Source organism: Herminiimonas sp. GW821-FHT09C12 (assembly GCF_059416385.1).
This window is the reverse complement of record NZ_JBWKPC010000001.1, coordinates 1,345,385-1,362,039: the sequence shown is the minus strand read 5'-3', so window position 1 is coordinate 1,362,039 and position 16,655 is coordinate 1,345,385. Positions and strand designations below refer to the sequence as shown.

General features: G+C 50.1%; 23 protein-coding genes and 1 tRNA gene. 5 read left to right on the top strand and 19 right to left on the bottom strand.

What is annotated here, in order from left to right; translation table 11 throughout:
• Nucleotides 1-49 precede the first annotated feature (49 nt).
• Both grxD and AC07N2_RS06455 read left to right on the top strand, forming a co-directional pair.
• Nucleotides 50-364 carry a Grx4 family monothiol glutaredoxin gene (gene grxD / locus AC07N2_RS06460; RefSeq protein ID WP_494777501.1) on the top strand — a complete coding sequence of 105 codons (315 nt, stop codon included), beginning with the start codon at nucleotides 50-52 and terminating at the stop codon, nucleotides 362-364.
• A 1-nt stretch (nucleotide 365) separates the two neighbouring features.
• Complete coding sequence (locus tag AC07N2_RS06455) at nucleotides 366-971, top strand: UbiX family flavin prenyltransferase (protein WP_494777500.1); 606 nt, start codon at nucleotides 366-368, stop codon at nucleotides 969-971.
• 1 nt (nucleotide 972) lies between these two features.
• Here AC07N2_RS06455 and AC07N2_RS06450 read toward each other — a convergent pair whose 3' ends face one another.
• From AC07N2_RS06450 to petA, 7 genes are all read right to left on the bottom strand, one after another.
• The gene (locus AC07N2_RS06450) at nucleotides 973-2,103 is read right to left on the bottom strand and encodes a branched-chain amino acid ABC transporter substrate-binding protein (RefSeq protein WP_494777499.1); all 1,131 of its coding nucleotides are present in this window, start codon (nucleotides 2,101-2,103) and stop codon (nucleotides 973-975) included.
• A gap of 131 nt (nucleotides 2,104-2,234) precedes the next feature.
• Nucleotides 2,235-2,310: transfer RNA gene (locus tag AC07N2_RS06445), tRNA-Thr, on the bottom strand.
• Nucleotides 2,311-2,338: 28 nt separating this feature from the next.
• Nucleotides 2,339-2,848, bottom strand: coding sequence for a ClpXP protease specificity-enhancing factor (locus tag AC07N2_RS06440; RefSeq protein WP_494777498.1), 510 nt, complete (start codon nucleotides 2,846-2,848; stop codon nucleotides 2,339-2,341).
• A 115-nt stretch (nucleotides 2,849-2,963) separates the two neighbouring features.
• Nucleotides 2,964-3,575 carry a glutathione S-transferase N-terminal domain-containing protein gene (locus AC07N2_RS06435; protein ID WP_012081111.1) on the bottom strand — a complete coding sequence of 204 codons (612 nt, stop codon included), beginning with the start codon at nucleotides 3,573-3,575 and terminating at the stop codon, nucleotides 2,964-2,966.
• Between the two features lie 82 nt (nucleotides 3,576-3,657).
• Nucleotides 3,658-4,422 (bottom strand): cytochrome c1, encoded by a 765-nt coding sequence (locus AC07N2_RS06430; protein ID WP_494777497.1) that lies wholly within the window; start codon nucleotides 4,420-4,422, stop codon nucleotides 3,658-3,660.
• Nucleotides 4,423-4,444: 22 nt separating this feature from the next.
• Nucleotides 4,445-5,911 (bottom strand): cytochrome b N-terminal domain-containing protein, encoded by a 1,467-nt coding sequence (locus tag AC07N2_RS06425; protein ID WP_494778125.1) that lies wholly within the window; start codon nucleotides 5,909-5,911, stop codon nucleotides 4,445-4,447.
• Entirely contained in the window at nucleotides 5,911-6,519 is a 609-nt protein-coding gene (petA, locus tag AC07N2_RS06420; protein ID WP_076593144.1) for a ubiquinol-cytochrome c reductase iron-sulfur subunit, read from the bottom strand. The genes AC07N2_RS06425 and petA overlap by 1 nt, the downstream gene beginning before the upstream one ends.
• A 276-nt stretch (nucleotides 6,520-6,795) precedes the next feature.
• Here petA and mscL point away from each other — a divergent pair, with 276 nt between their 5' ends.
• The gene (gene mscL / locus AC07N2_RS06415; protein WP_494777496.1) at nucleotides 6,796-7,212 is read left to right on the top strand and encodes a large conductance mechanosensitive channel protein MscL; all 417 of its coding nucleotides are present in this window, start codon (nucleotides 6,796-6,798) and stop codon (nucleotides 7,210-7,212) included.
• Between the two features lie 82 nt (nucleotides 7,213-7,294).
• On the opposite strand, the gene AC07N2_RS06410 is transcribed toward mscL, so the two are convergent.
• Both AC07N2_RS06410 and AC07N2_RS06405 read right to left on the bottom strand, forming a co-directional pair.
• Nucleotides 7,295-8,011 (bottom strand): response regulator, encoded by a 717-nt coding sequence (locus tag AC07N2_RS06410; RefSeq protein ID WP_494777495.1) that lies wholly within the window; start codon nucleotides 8,009-8,011, stop codon nucleotides 7,295-7,297.
• Nucleotides 8,012-8,164: 153 nt separating this feature from the next.
• Nucleotides 8,165-8,932, bottom strand: a complete 768-nt coding sequence (locus AC07N2_RS06405; RefSeq protein WP_494777494.1) for a Nif3-like dinuclear metal center hexameric protein — start codon at nucleotides 8,930-8,932, stop codon at nucleotides 8,165-8,167.
• Nucleotides 8,933-8,946: 14 nt separating this feature from the next.
• Between AC07N2_RS06405 and AC07N2_RS06400 the strand changes: the two genes are divergently transcribed.
• Both AC07N2_RS06400 and AC07N2_RS06395 read left to right on the top strand, forming a co-directional pair.
• Nucleotides 8,947-10,122 carry a Do family serine endopeptidase gene (locus tag AC07N2_RS06400; RefSeq protein ID WP_494777493.1) on the top strand — a complete coding sequence of 392 codons (1,176 nt, stop codon included), beginning with the start codon at nucleotides 8,947-8,949 and terminating at the stop codon, nucleotides 10,120-10,122.
• Nucleotides 10,123-10,137: 15 nt separating this feature from the next.
• A complete protein-coding gene (locus tag AC07N2_RS06395) occupies nucleotides 10,138-10,800 on the top strand; it encodes a DUF2461 domain-containing protein (RefSeq protein WP_494777492.1) in 663 nt (220 codons plus the stop codon).
• Between the two features lies 1 nt (nucleotide 10,801).
• On the opposite strand, the gene tatC is transcribed toward AC07N2_RS06395, so the two are convergent.
• From tatC to hisB, 10 genes are all read right to left on the bottom strand, one after another.
• Nucleotides 10,802-11,548, bottom strand: a complete 747-nt coding sequence (gene tatC / locus AC07N2_RS06390; RefSeq protein WP_157889171.1) for a twin-arginine translocase subunit TatC — start codon at nucleotides 11,546-11,548, stop codon at nucleotides 10,802-10,804.
• Nucleotides 11,549-11,652: 104 nt separating this feature from the next.
• Nucleotides 11,653-12,153 carry a Sec-independent protein translocase protein TatB gene (tatB, locus tag AC07N2_RS06385; RefSeq protein ID WP_494777491.1) on the bottom strand — a complete coding sequence of 167 codons (501 nt, stop codon included), beginning with the start codon at nucleotides 12,151-12,153 and terminating at the stop codon, nucleotides 11,653-11,655.
• A gap of 72 nt (nucleotides 12,154-12,225) precedes the next feature.
• A complete protein-coding gene (gene tatA / locus AC07N2_RS06380) occupies nucleotides 12,226-12,456 on the bottom strand; it encodes a Sec-independent protein translocase subunit TatA (protein ID WP_076593136.1) in 231 nt (76 codons plus the stop codon).
• Nucleotides 12,457-12,503: 47 nt separating this feature from the next.
• Nucleotides 12,504-12,878 carry a histidine triad nucleotide-binding protein gene (locus AC07N2_RS06375; protein WP_494777490.1) on the bottom strand — a complete coding sequence of 125 codons (375 nt, stop codon included), beginning with the start codon at nucleotides 12,876-12,878 and terminating at the stop codon, nucleotides 12,504-12,506.
• Between the two features lie 54 nt (nucleotides 12,879-12,932).
• Entirely contained in the window at nucleotides 12,933-13,274 is a 342-nt protein-coding gene (locus tag AC07N2_RS06370; protein WP_076593135.1) for a phosphoribosyl-ATP diphosphatase, read from the bottom strand.
• 13 nt (nucleotides 13,275-13,287) lie between these two features.
• Entirely contained in the window at nucleotides 13,288-13,692 is a 405-nt protein-coding gene (gene hisI, locus AC07N2_RS06365) for a phosphoribosyl-AMP cyclohydrolase (protein WP_076593134.1), read from the bottom strand.
• Nucleotides 13,689-14,453 carry an imidazole glycerol phosphate synthase subunit HisF gene (hisF, locus tag AC07N2_RS06360; protein WP_494777489.1) on the bottom strand — a complete coding sequence of 255 codons (765 nt, stop codon included), beginning with the start codon at nucleotides 14,451-14,453 and terminating at the stop codon, nucleotides 13,689-13,691. The genes hisI and hisF overlap by 4 nt, the downstream gene beginning before the upstream one ends.
• Nucleotides 14,450-15,235, bottom strand: a complete 786-nt coding sequence (hisA, locus tag AC07N2_RS06355) for a 1-(5-phosphoribosyl)-5-[(5-phosphoribosylamino)methylideneamino]imidazole-4-carboxamide isomerase (RefSeq protein ID WP_494777488.1) — start codon at nucleotides 15,233-15,235, stop codon at nucleotides 14,450-14,452. The genes hisF and hisA overlap by 4 nt, the downstream gene beginning before the upstream one ends.
• Before the next feature lie 57 nt (nucleotides 15,236-15,292).
• Nucleotides 15,293-15,931, bottom strand: coding sequence for an imidazole glycerol phosphate synthase subunit HisH (hisH, locus tag AC07N2_RS06350; RefSeq protein WP_494777487.1), 639 nt, complete (start codon nucleotides 15,929-15,931; stop codon nucleotides 15,293-15,295).
• Between the two features lie 54 nt (nucleotides 15,932-15,985).
• A complete protein-coding gene (gene hisB, locus AC07N2_RS06345; RefSeq protein ID WP_076593130.1) occupies nucleotides 15,986-16,582 on the bottom strand; it encodes an imidazoleglycerol-phosphate dehydratase HisB in 597 nt (198 codons plus the stop codon).
• Nucleotides 16,583-16,655 lie beyond the last annotated feature (73 nt).

The window sequence follows — 16,655 nt, the reverse complement described above, 5'->3', positions numbered from 1 at the left end:
TTTCCCCGGTTTTTCTTATAATGGCGCATTAACTTACAGTGAGGCAGCAATGAGCGACGACGTACAATCCTGGATCAAAGAAACCGTAACCCAAAATCCAGTCGTTTTATTCATGAAGGGCACGGCACAATTTCCACAGTGCGGCTTTTCCGGCAAGGCGATTGCATTGCTGAAAGAAAGTGGCGTAACCGATCTGATCACGGTCAACGTACTGGACGATGCTGAAGTTCGCCAAGGCATCAAAGACTATTCGAAATGGCCTACCGTACCTCAGTTGTACGTCAACGGTGAATTCATCGGCGGCTCCGACATCATGAACGAGATGTTTGAATCCGGCGAACTGCAAACACTGCTGAAAGCCTGATGTGACAGCGTCTGCTGACGCTATCACTGCGCCACGCCGGAAGCGATTAATCATCGCGATCACCGGCGCTACCGGCGTCATCTACGGCATACGCCTGCTGCAAGTACTACGCGATATCGCAGATGTGGAAACACATCTGCTGATATCTGAAGCAGGCGTGCTGAATCTCCATCAAGAACTTGATATGAAGCGCAAGGATGTGGAAGCGCTGGCTAATGTCGTGCATAACGTGCGCGATGTAGGCGCTGCTATCGCCAGCGGTTCTTTTCAATCCGACGGTATGATCATCGCGCCCTGCTCGATGAAGACGCTCGCAGCAGTCGCCCACGGCTTTTCCGACAACCTGATCTCACGCGCGGCCGATGTCGTTTTAAAAGAGCGCCGCCGTCTGGTTTTGATGGTGCGTGAAACGCCTTTCAATCTCGCGCATCTGCGCAATATGACTGCCGTCACGGAAATGGGCGGCATCATCTTCCCGCCGCTACCCGGCTTTTATCATCGCCCGGCATCGATTGCAGAAATGGTCGATCACACAGTAGGACGCGTGCTGGATTTATTCGATATCCAGCATAGCCTGACACCACGCTGGAACGGTCTGAAGGACTGACTCAGTTCGCCAGACGACGCTTGCCATCCTGGTAGGTGTAGATAGAAATTGTCGGATTCTTGATCTCGCCCCGCGCGTCAAACTGCACGTTCGACATCACGCCTGCAAAATGCACCTTGGTCATCGCCGGCAGATACTTCTGCGGTTCTATGCTATTGGCCGCCTGCATGGCTTTGGCAACTGCCAGCACAGCGTCGTAGGAATACGGGCCATGCATCTGGAATTGCCCGGGAAATTTTGCGTCATAACGCTTCTTCCAATCACGACTGGCCGCCATGCGATCCAGCGCAATGCCGCTATGCGCACACACCACATTGTCCTGAATTTTAAAACCTGCGGTACGCTGCTCCATGCTCTGCGTGCAGATACCATCGCCACCAAGGAATTTTTGCCGCGTCAGGCCTAGCTGTTCCATTTGCCGCAACATCGCACTGCCCTGCGGATCCATGCCACCAAAGAAAATACCATCCGGATTAAGCGCTTTGACCGCGGTCAGGATCGCACTGAAATCAACTGCCTTATCATTAGTGTATTGCTGCGTCACTACCTTCACCGGCGTATTACGCAATGCCGTCCTGAATGCATCAGCCAGTCCCTGACCGTAAGCACTGCGATCATCGATCACTGCCACCGTCTTGAGCTTCAAAACATTCACCGTATAGGCGGCAATCGCCTGTGCCAGGGTGCTGTCATTTGCCAGCATGCGGAAGGTGGTGTTGTAGCCGAACTTGCTCAGTTCCGGACTGGTCGCAGACGGTGTCAGATTCGGCAAGCCGCATTGATTGTAAATCCGCGCAGCCGGGATGGTAGTACCTGAATTGGTATGTCCGATCACCGCATTCACATGCAGGTCGCAAAAGCGTTGTGCGACTGCAGCTCCTTGCTTGGGATCCGCAGCATCATCTTCGGACAACAATTCAAACCGAAGCTGTCGTCCATCAACGATGATTTTCTTTTCATTCAACTCATCCACTGCCATGCGTGCGCCGTTCTGGCTATCCTTGCCATAAAAGGCTTGCGGCCCGGTCAGTGGTGCGGCAAGTCCGATTTTGACAGTCTGCACTTCCTGCGCCTGCACCAGCGCGGCAGCGGATGCGATCAATAAAGGAAAAATGAGGGAACTTGATTTCATGGAACCATTGCAGAATAAATGAATGACTTCATTCTATCCGCAGATCCGCACAAGACTGAAATGTGCACGCAATGAGAAGTGAACGGACAAGAAAAAGCCCTTTATAACTCGCGTTATAAAGGGCTTTTATTTGGTGCCGACTGCCGGTTTCGAACTGGCCACCTGATGATTACAAATCAACTGCTCTACCAAATGAGCTAAGTCGGCTAAACTTTTTGCAGAGCAGAATTATACTCTATTTGATGCGAGTAAGTGTAGGTCTTCCACCTTTTTTTGGTGGATCTGGCACATCGTCCGAACCATCATCGTCCTCATCTTTGTCATTCGGCTTATTTTGTGCCGTCGGAACCGAGGTTAATGCGGGCGCAGAAGACGCAGGAGCTTGATCTGCTGGTGCGGCATCGGCCTCATCAGCTTGCTCATCGCTCGACTTGTTACTCGCTTCAAACGCCATACCTTGCCCGTTTTCACGCGCATAAATGGCAACAACGTTATCGACAGGTACAGAAATATCACGTGAGACACCGCCGAAACGCGCACTAAAACGGATGAGATCGTTCTCCATCTTCAAGCCACTGGTTGCGCTGAAGCTGATGTTGAGCACGATTTCGCCGTTCTTGACGAATTCCATAGGCACACGTGTTGCGCCATCCACTACTGCAGCCATGTAAGGCGTGTAGCCATTGTCTGTGCACCACTCGTAAATGGCGCGCAGCAAATAAGGTTTTGTTGAAGTTTCAGACATGATTGCGATCAGCTCTACACGGCTAAAAAGTGTGCCATGAAACCCAAACGATGTCGTTGATTGAAATACAAGCTTTCACTCAACAGACATCATCGGGAACAACACGACGCAATTTTTAACGACGCATGACCTTTTCAGAAGGTGTCAGTGCTTCGATATAGGCAGGACGCGAGAAGATGCGTTCTGCGTATTTCATCAGCGGTGCAGCGGTTTTCGACAACTCGATACCGTAATGATCCAAACGCCACAGCAACGGTGCGATTGCAACGTCCAGCATCGAGAATTCATCACCCAGCATGTACTTGTTCTTCAAGAACAGAGGTGCCAGCGTCGTCAGGCGATCACGAATTTCGTTACGTGCTTTTTCCTGAATTTTTTCGCCGCTACGGCCTTTGTCATTTTCCAACGTATGAACGTGGATGAACAATTCTTTTTCAAAATTGAACAACATCAGACGTGCACGCGCGCGCATCAATGGATCTGCCGGCATCAATTGCGGATGCGGGAAGCGCTCATCGATGTACTCGTTGATGATATTTGATTCATACAAAATCAAATCACGCTCAACCAGAATCGGCACTTGGCCGTACGGGTTCATCGTCGAAATATCTTCCGGCTTGTTGAACAAATCTACGTCGCGAACTTCGAAGTCCATGCCTTTTTCAAACAGAACCAGGCGGCAACGTTGGGAGAATGGGCAGGTTGTACCCGAATAGAGAACCATCATTTTTATAGTTCCTTAGAAACAAAAGGGTGAGACCCGTTACGGCTCACCCTAAAACAAACCCCGCAAACTGCGGGCAAGAAAATTACTTGATATCTTTCCAATAGGAAGCATTCAAGCGCCAGGTGATTACGATGAATACACCCAGAAACATCAATACCCAAGCGCCGAGGCGTTTACGGGTATTTTGTGCCGGCTCAGCCATCCAGGTCATAAATGACACCAGATCGGCAACAGCTGTATCGTACTCCAACGGGGTCAATGTCCCCGGTGTGACTTGTTCAAAGCCGGCAAATTTGTGCACAACCTTGTTCGGGTCATGTGGATCTTTTTCATCTACGAATTTGGCATCACGTATGCCTTGAAGTTCCCACAGAACATGCGGCATACCGACGTTCGGGAACACCATATTGTTCCAACCCGTCGCACGTGTGTCATCTTTGTAGTACGAACGCAGATAAGTATAGAGCCAATCCGGACCAGTACCAGCGCCGGAAGCCTTGGCACGTGCGATCACCGACAAATCCGGTGGAACCGCACCAAACCAGTTTTTGGCATCTTTCGGTGCCATTGCAATGGTCATCATGCTGCCAACCTTGTCTGAGGTGAAGAGCAAATTATTCTTGATTTGCTCTTCAGTCAGGCCGAGATCCTGCAGCTTGTTATAACGCAATGACGATGCAGAGTGGCAGCTCAAACAGTAGTTCACAAAAAGTCTGGCACCGTTCTGCAGCGAAGCGAGATTTTTGGTGCGGTCTGGCGCATGATCCAGCGGGAAATCACTTTCCGACGCCAGCACCAAGCCTGGCAACAGCACCAAAGTCGCGATCAGTTTTTTCATCAATGTCATGATTCTCTTATCCCTTTGCGGCTTAGTGCGGATGAAAAACAACGCGATCCGGTACAGGCTTGAATGTTCCCATGGCACTCCACCATGGCATCAAGAGGAAGAAGCCGAAGTAAATGAAAGTACCAACCTGCGCGATGTACGTGCCAATTGCGGTCGGCGGCTGCACACCCAGATAACCGAGAATAACAAAGGCGATGCCGAACACACCATAGATATACTTATGCCAAGTTGGACGATATCTGATCGACTTGACAGGGGACACATCCAGCCATGGCAAGCCGAACATGATCATGACCGACACACCCATTAACACAACACCAAAAAACTTAGCGTCAAACCCTTTTAAAACATCAGGCACTGCGGCTGACAAATTTAAATGAGAAGCGATAATAGGGAAAAGGCCCATTGCAACTGCGATTAAAAACGCAATGACGACAACAGCAAGCTTGATAGGTTTTTGCAACTTCGTTTTAAACCAAATCAATGCCGCATAGGCAAAAATACCCGCTATCAGCCATACCATAAAGTCCGAAGTAGTCGCACGCAGAATCGAATAGAACGGCGTGAAGTACCAAACCGGCGCAATATGTGGCGGTGTTTTCAGCGGATCAGCTGGAACGAAGTTGTTGTACTCGAGGAAGTAACCACCCATTTCCGGCGCGAAGAACACAACAGCGGTGAACACGAACAGGAAAATCGTCACGATAAAAATATCGTGCACTGAGTAATAAGGATGGAATGGAATACCGTCGAGCGGAATACCTTTGTCATCCAGTTTTTCCTTGATTTCAACGCCATCAGGGTTGCTCGAACCTACTTCGTGCAGAGCAACGATGTGCGCTACAACCAAACCAATCAGGACCAGTGGAATTGCAATCACGTGGAATGCAAAGAAACGGTTCAGGGTTGCATCGGAGACGACGTAATCACCGCGTATCCACAAGGACAGATCAGGGCCGATGAAAGGGATCGCACCGAACAAGTTAACAATAACTTGTGCACCCCAATATGACATTTGGCCCCATGGCAGCAAATAGCCAAAGAACGCTTCTGCCATCAGGCACAGGAAAATCGCAACGCCGAACAACCAGACCAGTTCACGTGGTTTGCGATACGAACCGTACAGAAGGCCGCGCAGCATATGGATGTAAACCACGACGAAGAAGGCCGACGCGCCAGTCGAGTGCATATAACGCACCAGCCAGCCCCAAGGCACATCGCGCATGATGTATTCAACCGAAGCAAACGCAAGCGTTGCGTCCGGTTTGTAATGCATGACGAGGAAAATACCGGTAACGATCTGGATGACCAGCACCAACAGTGCGAGTGAGCCAAAAACGTAGAGGAAGTTGAAATTCTTTGGGGCGTAGTATTCGGAGAGATGCGCTTTCCAGGTCGATGACAAAGGGAAACGGGCATCTACCCAGTTCAATGCTTTGTCAGCAATCGGTGCGTCGGCAGGGAGTTGTTTTTCGTGGAAAGCCATGATTACGCCTCACCTTTCTCATCTTTGCCGATAACCAGCTTGGTGTCGCCTTCGAACATATATGGCGGAACCTGCAGATTGTCTGGCGAAGGCTTGTTCTTGTAGACGCGGCCGGCCAGATCGAAAGTCGAACCATGGCATGGGCAGAGAAAGCCACCGTGCCAGTCGTCCGGCAACGATGGTTGCGCACCGGTCTGGAATTTGGCAGTTGGTGAGCACCCCAAGTGTGGGCAGATACCAACAACGACCAGCAGATCCTTTTGCCGTGAACGCCATTCGTTCATTGCGTACTCTGGCGTGGTCGAAAATTGTGTTCGTACAGATTCGGGGTCGGCAAGTTCAGCATCGAATTTTCCAAGCTCCGCCACTTGCTCTGGCGTACGCTTCAAAATCCAGACTGGATTTCCGCGCCACTCTACAGTTTTCATCTCACCTGGGGCTAGGCTTGCGATATCAACTTCAACTGGCGCACCGGCGGCTTTTGCTCGCTCGGACGGCTGAAAAGTTGAGACCAACATACCAGTTGTGGCTAATCCAGCCACGCCACCCGCCGCACACGTAGCGACGAGCAAGCCCCGTCGACCAGAGTCGACCTGCTTTTCGTTACTCATACCAACCCCAATCAGTCAAAATGCGAAATGTGTACGAAACTTCTAGCAACCTTAGATTATAACGGAGCTAACGCTTGTTTTAAAGCAAATAGACATGCTTAAAGTAATTTTTACGGAACTTTTTGGAGCATTCCGTTGCCGCATCGGCTTATTTGCGTCGCATTATCCATCGAATTTGCACAAAAAAGAGGAAATTTAATTTGACGTTTATAGCGCTAAAAATTAGGATACATTGGCACATTGCACTTTTACAAACAAGTTAAACGGAGGATTGCCATGGGCATGATGCAGGAATTTAAGGCTTTCGCAGTCAAGGGAAATGTAGTCGACTTGGCTGTCGCAGTCATTATTGGCGCCGCATTCGGCAAGATCGTCGATTCGCTGGTACAAGACATCATCATGCCGATTGTTGGCAAAATTTTCGGTGGATTGGATTTCAGTAATTACTACCTTGCGCTGAACAATCAGGACCCGCACTTGACGCTGGTTGAGGCAAAAAAACTGGGCGCCGTCCTCGCCTATGGTAACTTCATCACAATTGCGCTGAACTTCATCATTCTTGCCTTCATCATTTTTCAAATGGTGCGTTTGCTAAGCAAATTGAAAAGAAACGATCCGCCAGCAGAAGCCCCGGCAGCAACGCCTGAAGATGTTTTGCTGTTACGAGAAATTCGCGACTCATTGAAGAAGTAAATAAAAAGGCCGCCAAATTTGGCGGCCTTTTTTATGAAATGTGGGCAAACAAGATGAGTGGTAAACAAACAACGTTTTACGCTTATCTTTTAGACTTCAATTGATCCATTTGCAACAAACCACGACGATTTGCCTCATACACGGCCTCACCGCGTGAATGCACTGACAATTTATCGTAAATGTTTTTGATATGCGTTTGTATGGTGCCAACAGAAAGAGAAAGCTGACGCGCCACTTCTCCATAACTATCACCGCGCGCAATCAAATCAAGTATCGTTGATTCGCGCTTGGTCAGAGATACCTGATCCTCTGCAGCACCCTCATTCTGAGCACTCACCACATCAGCAGGCTTTTTCCCGTCGCGCATGCGACCCAGCACTTTACGTGCAATCGTCGGACTGATCGGCGAACCACCCGCATGCAAGTCCAGTAGCGAACGCGCAACATCCAAACGGTCCACATCCTTCAATACATAACCGGATGCACCCGCCTCAATACTATCGAGCACGCTATCTTGATCACTGGAAGTCGTGATGACCATCATGTTGCACGCAGGATAACGTTGCGCACAAAAACGGATGATGTCGATACCGGAACCGTCCGGCAAACCAAGATCAACCAACAAGAGATCAGCGGAATGGAGTTCCAACCACGCCAATGCGGATTTTACCGAGCTCAGCGCATCAAGCAGTTTGAGTGACGGCTCTTTGCCAATTGCGAGACACAAGGCTCGCTGCGTAACAGCGTCATCTTCAACAACCAACACAGTGATCGGCCCATCGGCTACCGGTTCCAGCATATTGATCTGTACTCCTATCTATGCCCTGACACGCGAGAATTGCATGCCCTGTATTTTTTGCCAATATTTGTAGTTATACCATAGCAAATTGCTATGCGGCATGATCGCTTGTGACATTCACTAATATCTTGCAATCGATCAACACGAAAAATTTCAAACAGGATTATCGATATCGATGAAGTGATGATTGATATGAAATGTCGCGGCCAGATGTTCACCCAAAGCCTGAACGCCATAACGTTCCGTCGCATGATGACCACAGGCGAGATAGGCAACACCGCTTTCGCGCGCCAAATGTACCGTCGGCTCGGAAATTTCTCCGCTCAAATAAACATTGGCACCCGCCGCAATCGCGTCACCAAGCAAACTTTGCGCAGCACCAGTGCACCAGCCGATTTGCCCCAGCTTTTGTGCAGGATCGCCGATGATCAACGGCCGCCTACCCAAACGCTTCTCAATTTGTACGGCCAGATCACCTACCGAAACAATAGCCGCATCAGACATCGTTCCAAGCCAACCCAAATCATCTTCGCCAAAACGTGACTCAGCCTGCAAACCCAATCGACGTGCCAATTGCGCGTTATTACCAAACTCCGGATGCATATCGAGCGGCAAATGATAGGCAAACAAATTCACATCATGCGTCAACAACATCTTCAAGCGCTGGTGCTTTTGTCCGATCACGCGCATATCTTCACCACGCCAAAAATAACCGTGATGTACAAGGATTGCATCGGCACCTTTTGCCAACGCCGCTTCAAGCAAGGCAACGCTGGCCGTGACACCACTCACCAATGTTTTAATTGATCTGCACCCCTCAACTTGTAAGCCGTTTGGGCAAAAATCTCGAAAACGGGTAATATCAAGCGTTCTAGCTAGATATTTGGCGAGATCGTCTCTATCTATCGTTTTCTGATCCACTTTTCCTACCTTTTATGCGACGTCTTTGGCTGTTGTTTGCGCAAACCGTAACTGTCGGTTTAGCAATTTTATTCATTGTAACGACCTTGAAGCCCGAATGGGCAAGCGGCGTCTTGGGCGGAACACAAAAGGTACGCAGCGCAACCTCAGTAGCAATGCTGGAAGCGCCATTGAATGCGGCACCTACGCAAGGCTCGTTCCGCGACGCTGCAAAAATAGCGATGCCATCGGTGGTGAATATTTTCACCAGCAAAACCGCGACCCCGTCACAGAACCCGTTCATGGACGATCCCTTCTTCCGGAAATTCTTCGGCGATCGTTTTGATGAACAACAAGACAAACAAGTCAGCCTTGGCTCCGGCGTGATTGTCAGTGCAGAAGGCTACATCCTCACAAATAATCACGTAGTCGAAGCAGCGGATGAAATCGAAGTTGCACTGACCGATGGCCGCAAAGCGATAGCCAAGGTCGTTGGCGCCGATCCAGAAACCGATCTAGCCGTCATCAAGATCAATCTCGACAATCTGCCTGCCATTACGCTGGGCCGGGTGGAAGAAGCGCGCGTCGGTGACGTGGTACTGGCAATCGGCAATCCTTTCGGCGTCGGTCAGACCGTGACCATGGGCATCATTTCGGCGCTCGGTCGCAACCACCTCGGCATCCTCGATGCATTTGAAAACTTTATTCAAACCGATGCCGCGATCAATCCCGGCAATTCCGGCGGCGCATTGATCGATGCCAACGGCAATCTGCTTGGCATTAACACTGCGATCTATTCCCGTAGCGGTGGCTCACTCGGGATTGGCTTCGCCATTCCTGTTACCACCGTTAAATCAGTCATGGATGCCATCATCAAGAATGGTCACGTCGTGCGTGGCTATATCGGTGTTGAACCACAAGACATCACGCCAGAACTCGCAGAGAGTTTTGGCCTGAAGAAAAGCTCAGGCGCCATCATTGCCGGCGTCTTGAAAGGTGGTCCGGCAGACAAGGCTGGCATGCAGCCTGGTGACATATTGATTTCGGTAGAAGGTAAAGCCGTCGCCGATATGGCAGACATGCTGAATCAGATCGCTCAACTATCTCCTGGCACCAAGGCCAAGATAGTCGTACTGCGCCGCAATCAGGAAAACATTCTCAACGTCACGATAGGTATGCGGCCTAAAGCGCCGCAACGCTCTGAGGAATAACAGGTAACTAGTACCATGCACATTCGCGATCTCACGCAATTTTTAGCCGAACTATCCGAGAACAATAATCGAGCATGGTTCGTCATGAACAAGCCGCGCTACGATATTCTGCGTGCGGAATTTCTCGAACTGGTAACGCAGTTGATCCGCGACATCAGCAAATTTGATCCGGCTGTTGCAGGCTGTAATCCAAAGAAAGCGCTGTTTCGCATTAACCGCGACATGCGTTTTTCAAAAGAAAAAATCCCGTACAAAACGCATTTTTCTGCTGCAATCAATGCAAGTGGCCTGAAGAAACCCAGCCAAGGTGGCGGTCCGACGTACTACTTCCACATAGACCAGACCGGCACCTTGCTGATCGCAGGTGGTGAGTGGATGCCACCAGCTGATCGCCTACGTGCCATACGTCAGCACGTGATCGCAGACAAGACTGGATTTTCCAAACTGTTGAACAACAAAGCGCTGGTACAGACTTACGGTGATTTGCAGCAGGAAGGGAAATTGACACGTCCACCTAAAGGCTTCGACGCAGATGCGCCGCATCTTGAGTACATCAAGTTGAAAAGCTTTATTGTGTGGAATGAGTTCCAGATCAAGCAAGTCGCTGATCTGGAAAAAGCACTGGTATCAGGCTTCAAGGATGCCTACCCATTGATAGCATGGCTACGCCAAGCCTGAGTTACATCGATTCGGATTCTTTTGGTGCCTGCGTAATTTTCACGAACATTGGTGCCAACAACAGACCCACCTCATACAGCAGGCACAAGGGCACCGCCAGCAATAGCTGACTCATGACGTCTGGCGGCGTCACCACTGCGGCAATAACAAACGCACCGACGATCACGTAAGGGCGGATTTGCTTCAGCTTTTCGACCGACACCAAACCCATACGCACCAGCACAATCACAATTACAGGCACCTCGAAGGTCAGACCGAAAGCGATAAACATCGTCATGACAAAACCGAAGTAGCTATCGATATCCGGCGCAACCGAGATTGATTTTGGCGCGAAGTTATTGATGAAGTGGAAGATGACACCAAATACGAAGAAATAACAAAACGCCACGCCAACAACGAACAATGCCGACGACGACACCACCAGCGGCGCAATCAATTTCTTTTCGTGTGTATACAGGCCAGGCGCAATAAATGCCCACAGTTGGTACAGCACCCATGGCAGAGAGATCAGGAAGGCCACCAGCATCGTGACCTTGACCGGAATCAGGAAAGGCGTGATCACGCCAGTCGCGATCATCTTGCTACCTTCGGGCAAGGCATGCATCATCGGCCGCGCCAGCAAATCGTAAATATCACCCGCCCACGGCATCAGGCACAGGAATATCACGATCACCACGATGGAGGCTTTCATCAGCCGACTGCGCAGCTCGATCAAATGAGAAATGAACGAATCTTCGTTACCAGTCATGTTCTTTTCTTCAGTCATTGTGGCGCGACGACATTCATTTCATGTACCCGGGAATTGGATAGTGGCATATAAACCGACGCAACAGGCAAGGTGTGTCGGATAGATCAGCTAAAAAAAGGCGATGATTTGCGCGCGTTCGCAGGCGTGTGTTTTGCCATACGCGCAGCGCCGGAAATGACCCGCGATTTTTGCCCGCTTTGACGCTTGTACCAGGACGGTATAGCCGAGGTATGCGCCAATTTCTTTCTGCGGAAGTTTTTCGATTTGACCGATGACTGATCGAAAGTCGGCGGCTCCATCAATGGATTGAGGTTCGTATCCGAATCATCCCAAGCAGAATGCAAGCTGCTTTCGACCTGAGATACATTCTGTGTAATCGTCCGCTCGACATCACTGGCGGCATCCTGCACGTCTTGATGCATCTTGCGCAGCTCGTCGAGTTCCATCTCGCGACTTACTTCGGATTTCACATCATTGATGTAGCGTTGCGCACGACCAAACAAAGTACCGGCCATACGCGCCACTTTCGGCAATTTTTCCGGTCCGATGAAAACCAGTGCCGCAACACCAATGATCGCAAGCTTGGAGAAGGCGATATCGATCATACGATTAGCGATAGGCTGAACATAATGTGCGTAATAGAACGACGATTAGCCGAGTCTTTACACACAAGATGATCAGCTATTCGACTTCTCTTTCACTTCAACGTCAACTGTACCTTTGTCTGCAACCTGGGATGGTGCAGCGTTCTGAGCGGCTGGCTTGTCGTCCTCGCCTTTCATGCCATCCTTGAAACCTTTGACAGCCTTGCCGACGTCTGAACCCATATTGCCAAGTTTTTTGGTGCCGAATACCAGCATCACAATGACCAGCACAATCAACCAGTGCCAGATACTAAATGAACCCATCATCTTCTCCTTGTAAGCGTCGCCGCCCTGAATCCAGAATTATTTTTTTAAGCCAACGACCTGCGCCACGGACGTGGTCCGCCGATCACATGCATATGTAGATGGTACACCTCTTGCCCACCATCCGGCCCGATATTGAACAGCGTTTTAAAACCGCCTGTGGCAACGCCGTTCTCGTCCATGCTGTAACCACATCCCAACTCTTGCGCCAACTTCGGTGCGAGCAGCGATATTTTACCCAACAAAGCAGCATCATTTGTCGTGCAATCAGCCAATGTTGCCAGATGTTTTTTAGGAACAATCAGAAAATGAACAGGCGCAGCCGGATTGATATCATTGAAGGCGAGCATATCGTCGTCTTCATAAATGATTTGCGCGGGAATTTGTTTCGCAGCAATTTTACAAAAAATACAATTATCCAAATGAAACTCCATCGTGGTTGAATCTCAACACCAGCGTATCAGATGCGATGATAATTAGTCAGCTTTGCGTGCCGCTTTTTCTTCAATGCCGGAAATACCTTCGCGGCGTGCCAACTCATTGAGGACGTCTTGCGGCGTCAAATCGAATTGCGCCAACAACACTGCCGAGTGAAACCACAAGTCAGCGCACTCATACAAGACCTTGGATTTATCAGCGCCGACGCGCGCATCCTTGGCAGCCATGACAAGTTCCGTTGCTTCTTCACCGATTTTTTTCAAAATCGCATCATCGCCCTTGCTAAACAAGCGCGCCACATACGATTTCTCCGGATCGCCACCGTTTGCCGGTTTGCGCGATTCGATGACTTCCGACAGACGCTTCAAGGTTTCACTCATTGCTACTCTGCCTTCACTTGTAAATCGTTTCCGGATTTTTCAGCACAGGTTCGACCGTTTCCCAGTCGCCTTCTTTCGCGTCGCCTTCAAACTTCTGGAAGAAGCAGGAATGACGTCCGGTATGGCAGGCGATCGCGCCGACTTGCTCAACCTTCAGCAAGACCACATCTTCATCGCAATCAAGACGTACTTCGTGCACTTTTTGTGTGTGACCGGACTCTTCGCCTTTGTGCCACAACTTCTTGCGCGAACGGCTCCAATAGATGGCTTCGCCCGTCTCTATGGTTTTTGCCAAGGCATCGCGATTCATCCACGCGAACATCAACACGTCGTTACTACCTACTTCTTGCGCGATGACCGGCACCAAGCCGTGCTCATCCCACTTCACCTTGTTCAGCCATTTTGCATTGCTGCTCATACCAACCTCATTGGAATACCTTGATCTGCCATGAAACGTTTGGCTTCCTGCACCGTGTGTTGCCCGTAATGAAAAATACTTGCGGCCAACACTGCATCTGCGCGTCCGATTTTGACGCCATCAGCCAGATCTTGCAGTCCACCAACACCACCGGAAGCAATCACCGGAATACTGATCGCATCCGACACCGAACGCGTCAGGTCCAGATCGAAACCAATCTTGGTGCCGTCTCTATCCATGCTGGTCAGCAGAATTTCTCCTGCGCCCAGACTTTCCATTTTTTTCGCCCACTCGATAGCATCCAGACCGGTTGCCTTGCGACCACCATGTGTGAATACTTCCCAGCGTCCATCTGATGCTTTCTTCGCATCAATGGCCACGACTATGCATTGCGAACCGTATTTTTGCGATGCGTCGAACACCAGTTGTGGATTACTGATAGCCGAACTATTGATGCCAACCTTGTCCGCACCCGCATTCAACAAACGTCGTACGTCATCTACAGCGCGCACACCGCCGCCTACCGTCAATGGAATAAAGACTTGTGAAGCGACTGCCTCGATGATGTCGAGGATTAAATCACGACCATCCGAAGTAGCAGTAATGTCGAGAAAGGTAATCTCGTCCGCGCCCTGATCATCGTAACGTTTGGCGATTTCGACCGGATCACCGGCGTCACGCAATTCCAAAAAATTAACGCCCTTGACGACACGACCTGCAGTGACATCGAGACAAGGGATGATGCGTTTTGCCAATGTCATTCGTCTGCTTCCGGTTCCAAGCCACTCAGCTCATCTGCTCTATCCTGCGCCGAGCGCAGATCCAGCGTGCCTTCGTAAATCGAACGACCGCAAATCACGCCTTCGATACCTTCATCTTGCACTGCGCATAAGGATTCAACATCCTTGATGTTGTGTACACCGCCAGATGCAATGACAGGAATCGTCATGCTTTGCGCCAGTTTGACGGTGGCTTCGATGTTCACACCACCCATCATGCCGTCGCGGCCGATGTCAGTATAAATAATCGATTCACAACCGTAGTCTTCAAATTTTTTCGCTAGGTCGATCACTTCATGACCGCTCAACTTGCTCCAGCCATCGGTTGCAACCTTGCCTTCTTTGGCATCAAGGCCGACGATAATCTGGCCAGGGAAAGCGCTGCAAGCATCGTGCAGGAAACCCGGATTCTTGACTGCCGCAGTGCCGATGATGATGTAGCTCAAACCATCATCAAGGTAGCGTTCAATCGTGTCCAGATCGCGTATCCCGCCACCGAGTTGGACCGGGATTTCTTCAATGCCGTGTTTTTCCGCATATTCGCGCACGGCTTGCAAGATCGATTTGACCGCCGATTCATTCTTCGGCTTGCCGGCAAATGCACCGTTCAAATCAACCAAATGCAGACGTCGTGCACCTTGTTCCAACCAGTGCCGCGCCATGTCGGCTGGGTCTTCGGAGAATACGGTAGCTTGGTCCATATCGCCTTGTTTCAGGCGAACGCAGTGACCGTCTTTAAGATCGATGGCAGGTATGAGCAGCATGGATACGTTTGGAGTGTGAGGTTTTAGATAGAAAAGAAAGCGATTTAGAACAAAAGCTTACGGATTCCAATGAACAAAATTTTTGTAGAGCTGCAGTCCGGCTGAAGCGCTTTTCTCCGGATGAAACTGTGTCGCGAAAATATTATCGCGCGCAATCGCACTGCAAAATGGTGCGCCGTATGGTGTTTCGCCAACGATATGCGCACGATCCGCAGGAACAGCGTAATAACTATGCACGAAATAGAAGTAGCTGTCGTCAGCAATTCCATTCCACAAAGCATGTGACTGCGTTTGATGCACGCGGTTCCAGCCCATTTGCGGGACTTTAAAACGTGAACCATCTTCCTGTAATTGATGATCAAAACGGAATTTCACAACCTTGCCAGGAAACAAGCCAAGACCAGCCGTATCGCCTTCTTCACTCCAGTCGAGCATCAGTTGTTCACCGACGCACACACCGAATAAAGGCTTGTTGCGCGCAGCTTCCAGCAATGCTTCCTGCACACCGGATTCCTGCAAGGAACGCATGCAATCCGGAATCGCACCCTGCCCTGGCAAAACCAGTCGATCAGCAGCACGGATATCACTGACTTCGCCCGAAATCCGCACATCCGCCTCTGGAGCAACTTGACGTAAGGCTTGTGCGACTGAGCGCAGATTGCCCACGCCGTAATCCACTACAACTATTTTGTTCATACCGGTTGATTCAAACTTCAGTGAATTGAAACGTTCTTGCAGGCCGCGAGCAGCTTACAGACTGCCTTTGGTCGATGGAATCGTACCAACGGAACGCGGATCCAGTTCAGCAGCCATGCGCAATGCGCGGCCGAATGCCTTGAATACGGTTTCGCACTGATGATGTGCGTTTTCGCCACGCAAATTATCGATATGCAAGGATACCAAGGCGTGATTGACGAAGCCCTGGAAGAATTCATGCGTCAGATCGACGTCAAAAGTACCAATCATCGAGCGTGTGAACGGCACGTGGAACTCCAAGCCAGGACGACCAGAGAAATCGATCACGACACGCGACAAGGCTTCATCCAGCGGCACATAGGAGTGACCGTAACGACGGATGCCTTTTTTGTCGCCGATGGCTTTGGCAAATGCCTGGCCCAGCGTAATGCCGACATCTTCCACCGTGTGATGCGCATCGATATGCAAATCACCTTTGGCATCGATATCAAGATCGATCAAGCCATGACGCGCGATCTGATCCAGCATGTGATCAAGGAAAGGCACGCCGGTATTCAGCTTTTGCTGACCGGTACCATCGATATTGATCGCAACGCGGATTTGCGTCTCGTTGGTATTGCGCGTGATTTCTGCAGTGCGTGGCGTAGACATATTCGATTAACAACCAGTAGTAACGATGAGAGTGATGCTTGGACAGCATTGAGATATTAGGTGTTCCGTCTAG

Bases quoted from the DNA above. Each gene is read 5' to 3' on its own strand.
- tatB (WP_494777491.1), bottom strand. From the start codon at position 12,153: ATGATCGATATCGCCTTCTCCAAGCTTGCGATCATTGGTGTTGCGGCA.
- AC07N2_RS06440 (WP_494777498.1), bottom strand. From the start codon at position 2,848: ATGTCTGAAACTTCAACAAAACCTTATTTGCTGCGCGCCATTTACGAG.
- hisF (WP_494777489.1), bottom strand. From the start codon at position 14,453: ATGACATTGGCAAAACGCATCATCCCTTGTCTCGATGTCACTGCAGGT.
- AC07N2_RS06410 (WP_494777495.1), bottom strand. From the start codon at position 8,011: ATGCTGGAACCGGTAGCCGATGGGCCGATCACTGTGTTGGTTGTTGAA.
- tatA (WP_076593136.1), bottom strand. From the start codon at position 12,456: ATGGGTTCATTTAGTATCTGGCACTGGTTGATTGTGCTGGTCATTGTG.
- hisB (WP_076593130.1), bottom strand. From the start codon at position 16,582: ATGTCTACGCCACGCACTGCAGAAATCACGCGCAATACCAACGAGACG.
- tatC (WP_157889171.1), bottom strand. From the start codon at position 11,548: ATGACTGGTAACGAAGATTCGTTCATTTCTCATTTGATCGAGCTGCGC.
- AC07N2_RS06400 (WP_494777493.1), top strand. From the start codon at position 8,947: ATGCGACGTCTTTGGCTGTTGTTTGCGCAAACCGTAACTGTCGGTTTA.
- hisH (WP_494777487.1), bottom strand. From the start codon at position 15,931: ATGAACAAAATAGTTGTAGTGGATTACGGCGTGGGCAATCTGCGCTCA.
- mscL (WP_494777496.1), top strand. From the start codon at position 6,796: ATGGGCATGATGCAGGAATTTAAGGCTTTCGCAGTCAAGGGAAATGTA.
- AC07N2_RS06395 (WP_494777492.1), top strand. From the start codon at position 10,138: ATGCACATTCGCGATCTCACGCAATTTTTAGCCGAACTATCCGAGAAC.
- petA (WP_076593144.1), bottom strand. From the start codon at position 6,519: ATGAGTAACGAAAAGCAGGTCGACTCTGGTCGACGGGGCTTGCTCGTC.
- grxD (WP_494777501.1), top strand. From the start codon at position 50: ATGAGCGACGACGTACAATCCTGGATCAAAGAAACCGTAACCCAAAAT.
- hisI (WP_076593134.1), bottom strand. From the start codon at position 13,692: ATGAGCAGCAATGCAAAATGGCTGAACAAGGTGAAGTGGGATGAGCAC.
- AC07N2_RS06370 (WP_076593135.1), bottom strand. From the start codon at position 13,274: ATGAGTGAAACCTTGAAGCGTCTGTCGGAAGTCATCGAATCGCGCAAA.
- AC07N2_RS06435 (WP_012081111.1), bottom strand. From the start codon at position 3,575: ATGATGGTTCTCTATTCGGGTACAACCTGCCCATTCTCCCAACGTTGC.
- AC07N2_RS06430 (WP_494777497.1), bottom strand. From the start codon at position 4,422: ATGACATTGATGAAAAAACTGATCGCGACTTTGGTGCTGTTGCCAGGC.
- hisA (WP_494777488.1), bottom strand. From the start codon at position 15,235: ATGCTGCTCATACCTGCCATCGATCTTAAAGACGGTCACTGCGTTCGC.
- AC07N2_RS06450 (WP_494777499.1), bottom strand. From the start codon at position 2,103: ATGAAATCAAGTTCCCTCATTTTTCCTTTATTGATCGCATCCGCTGCC.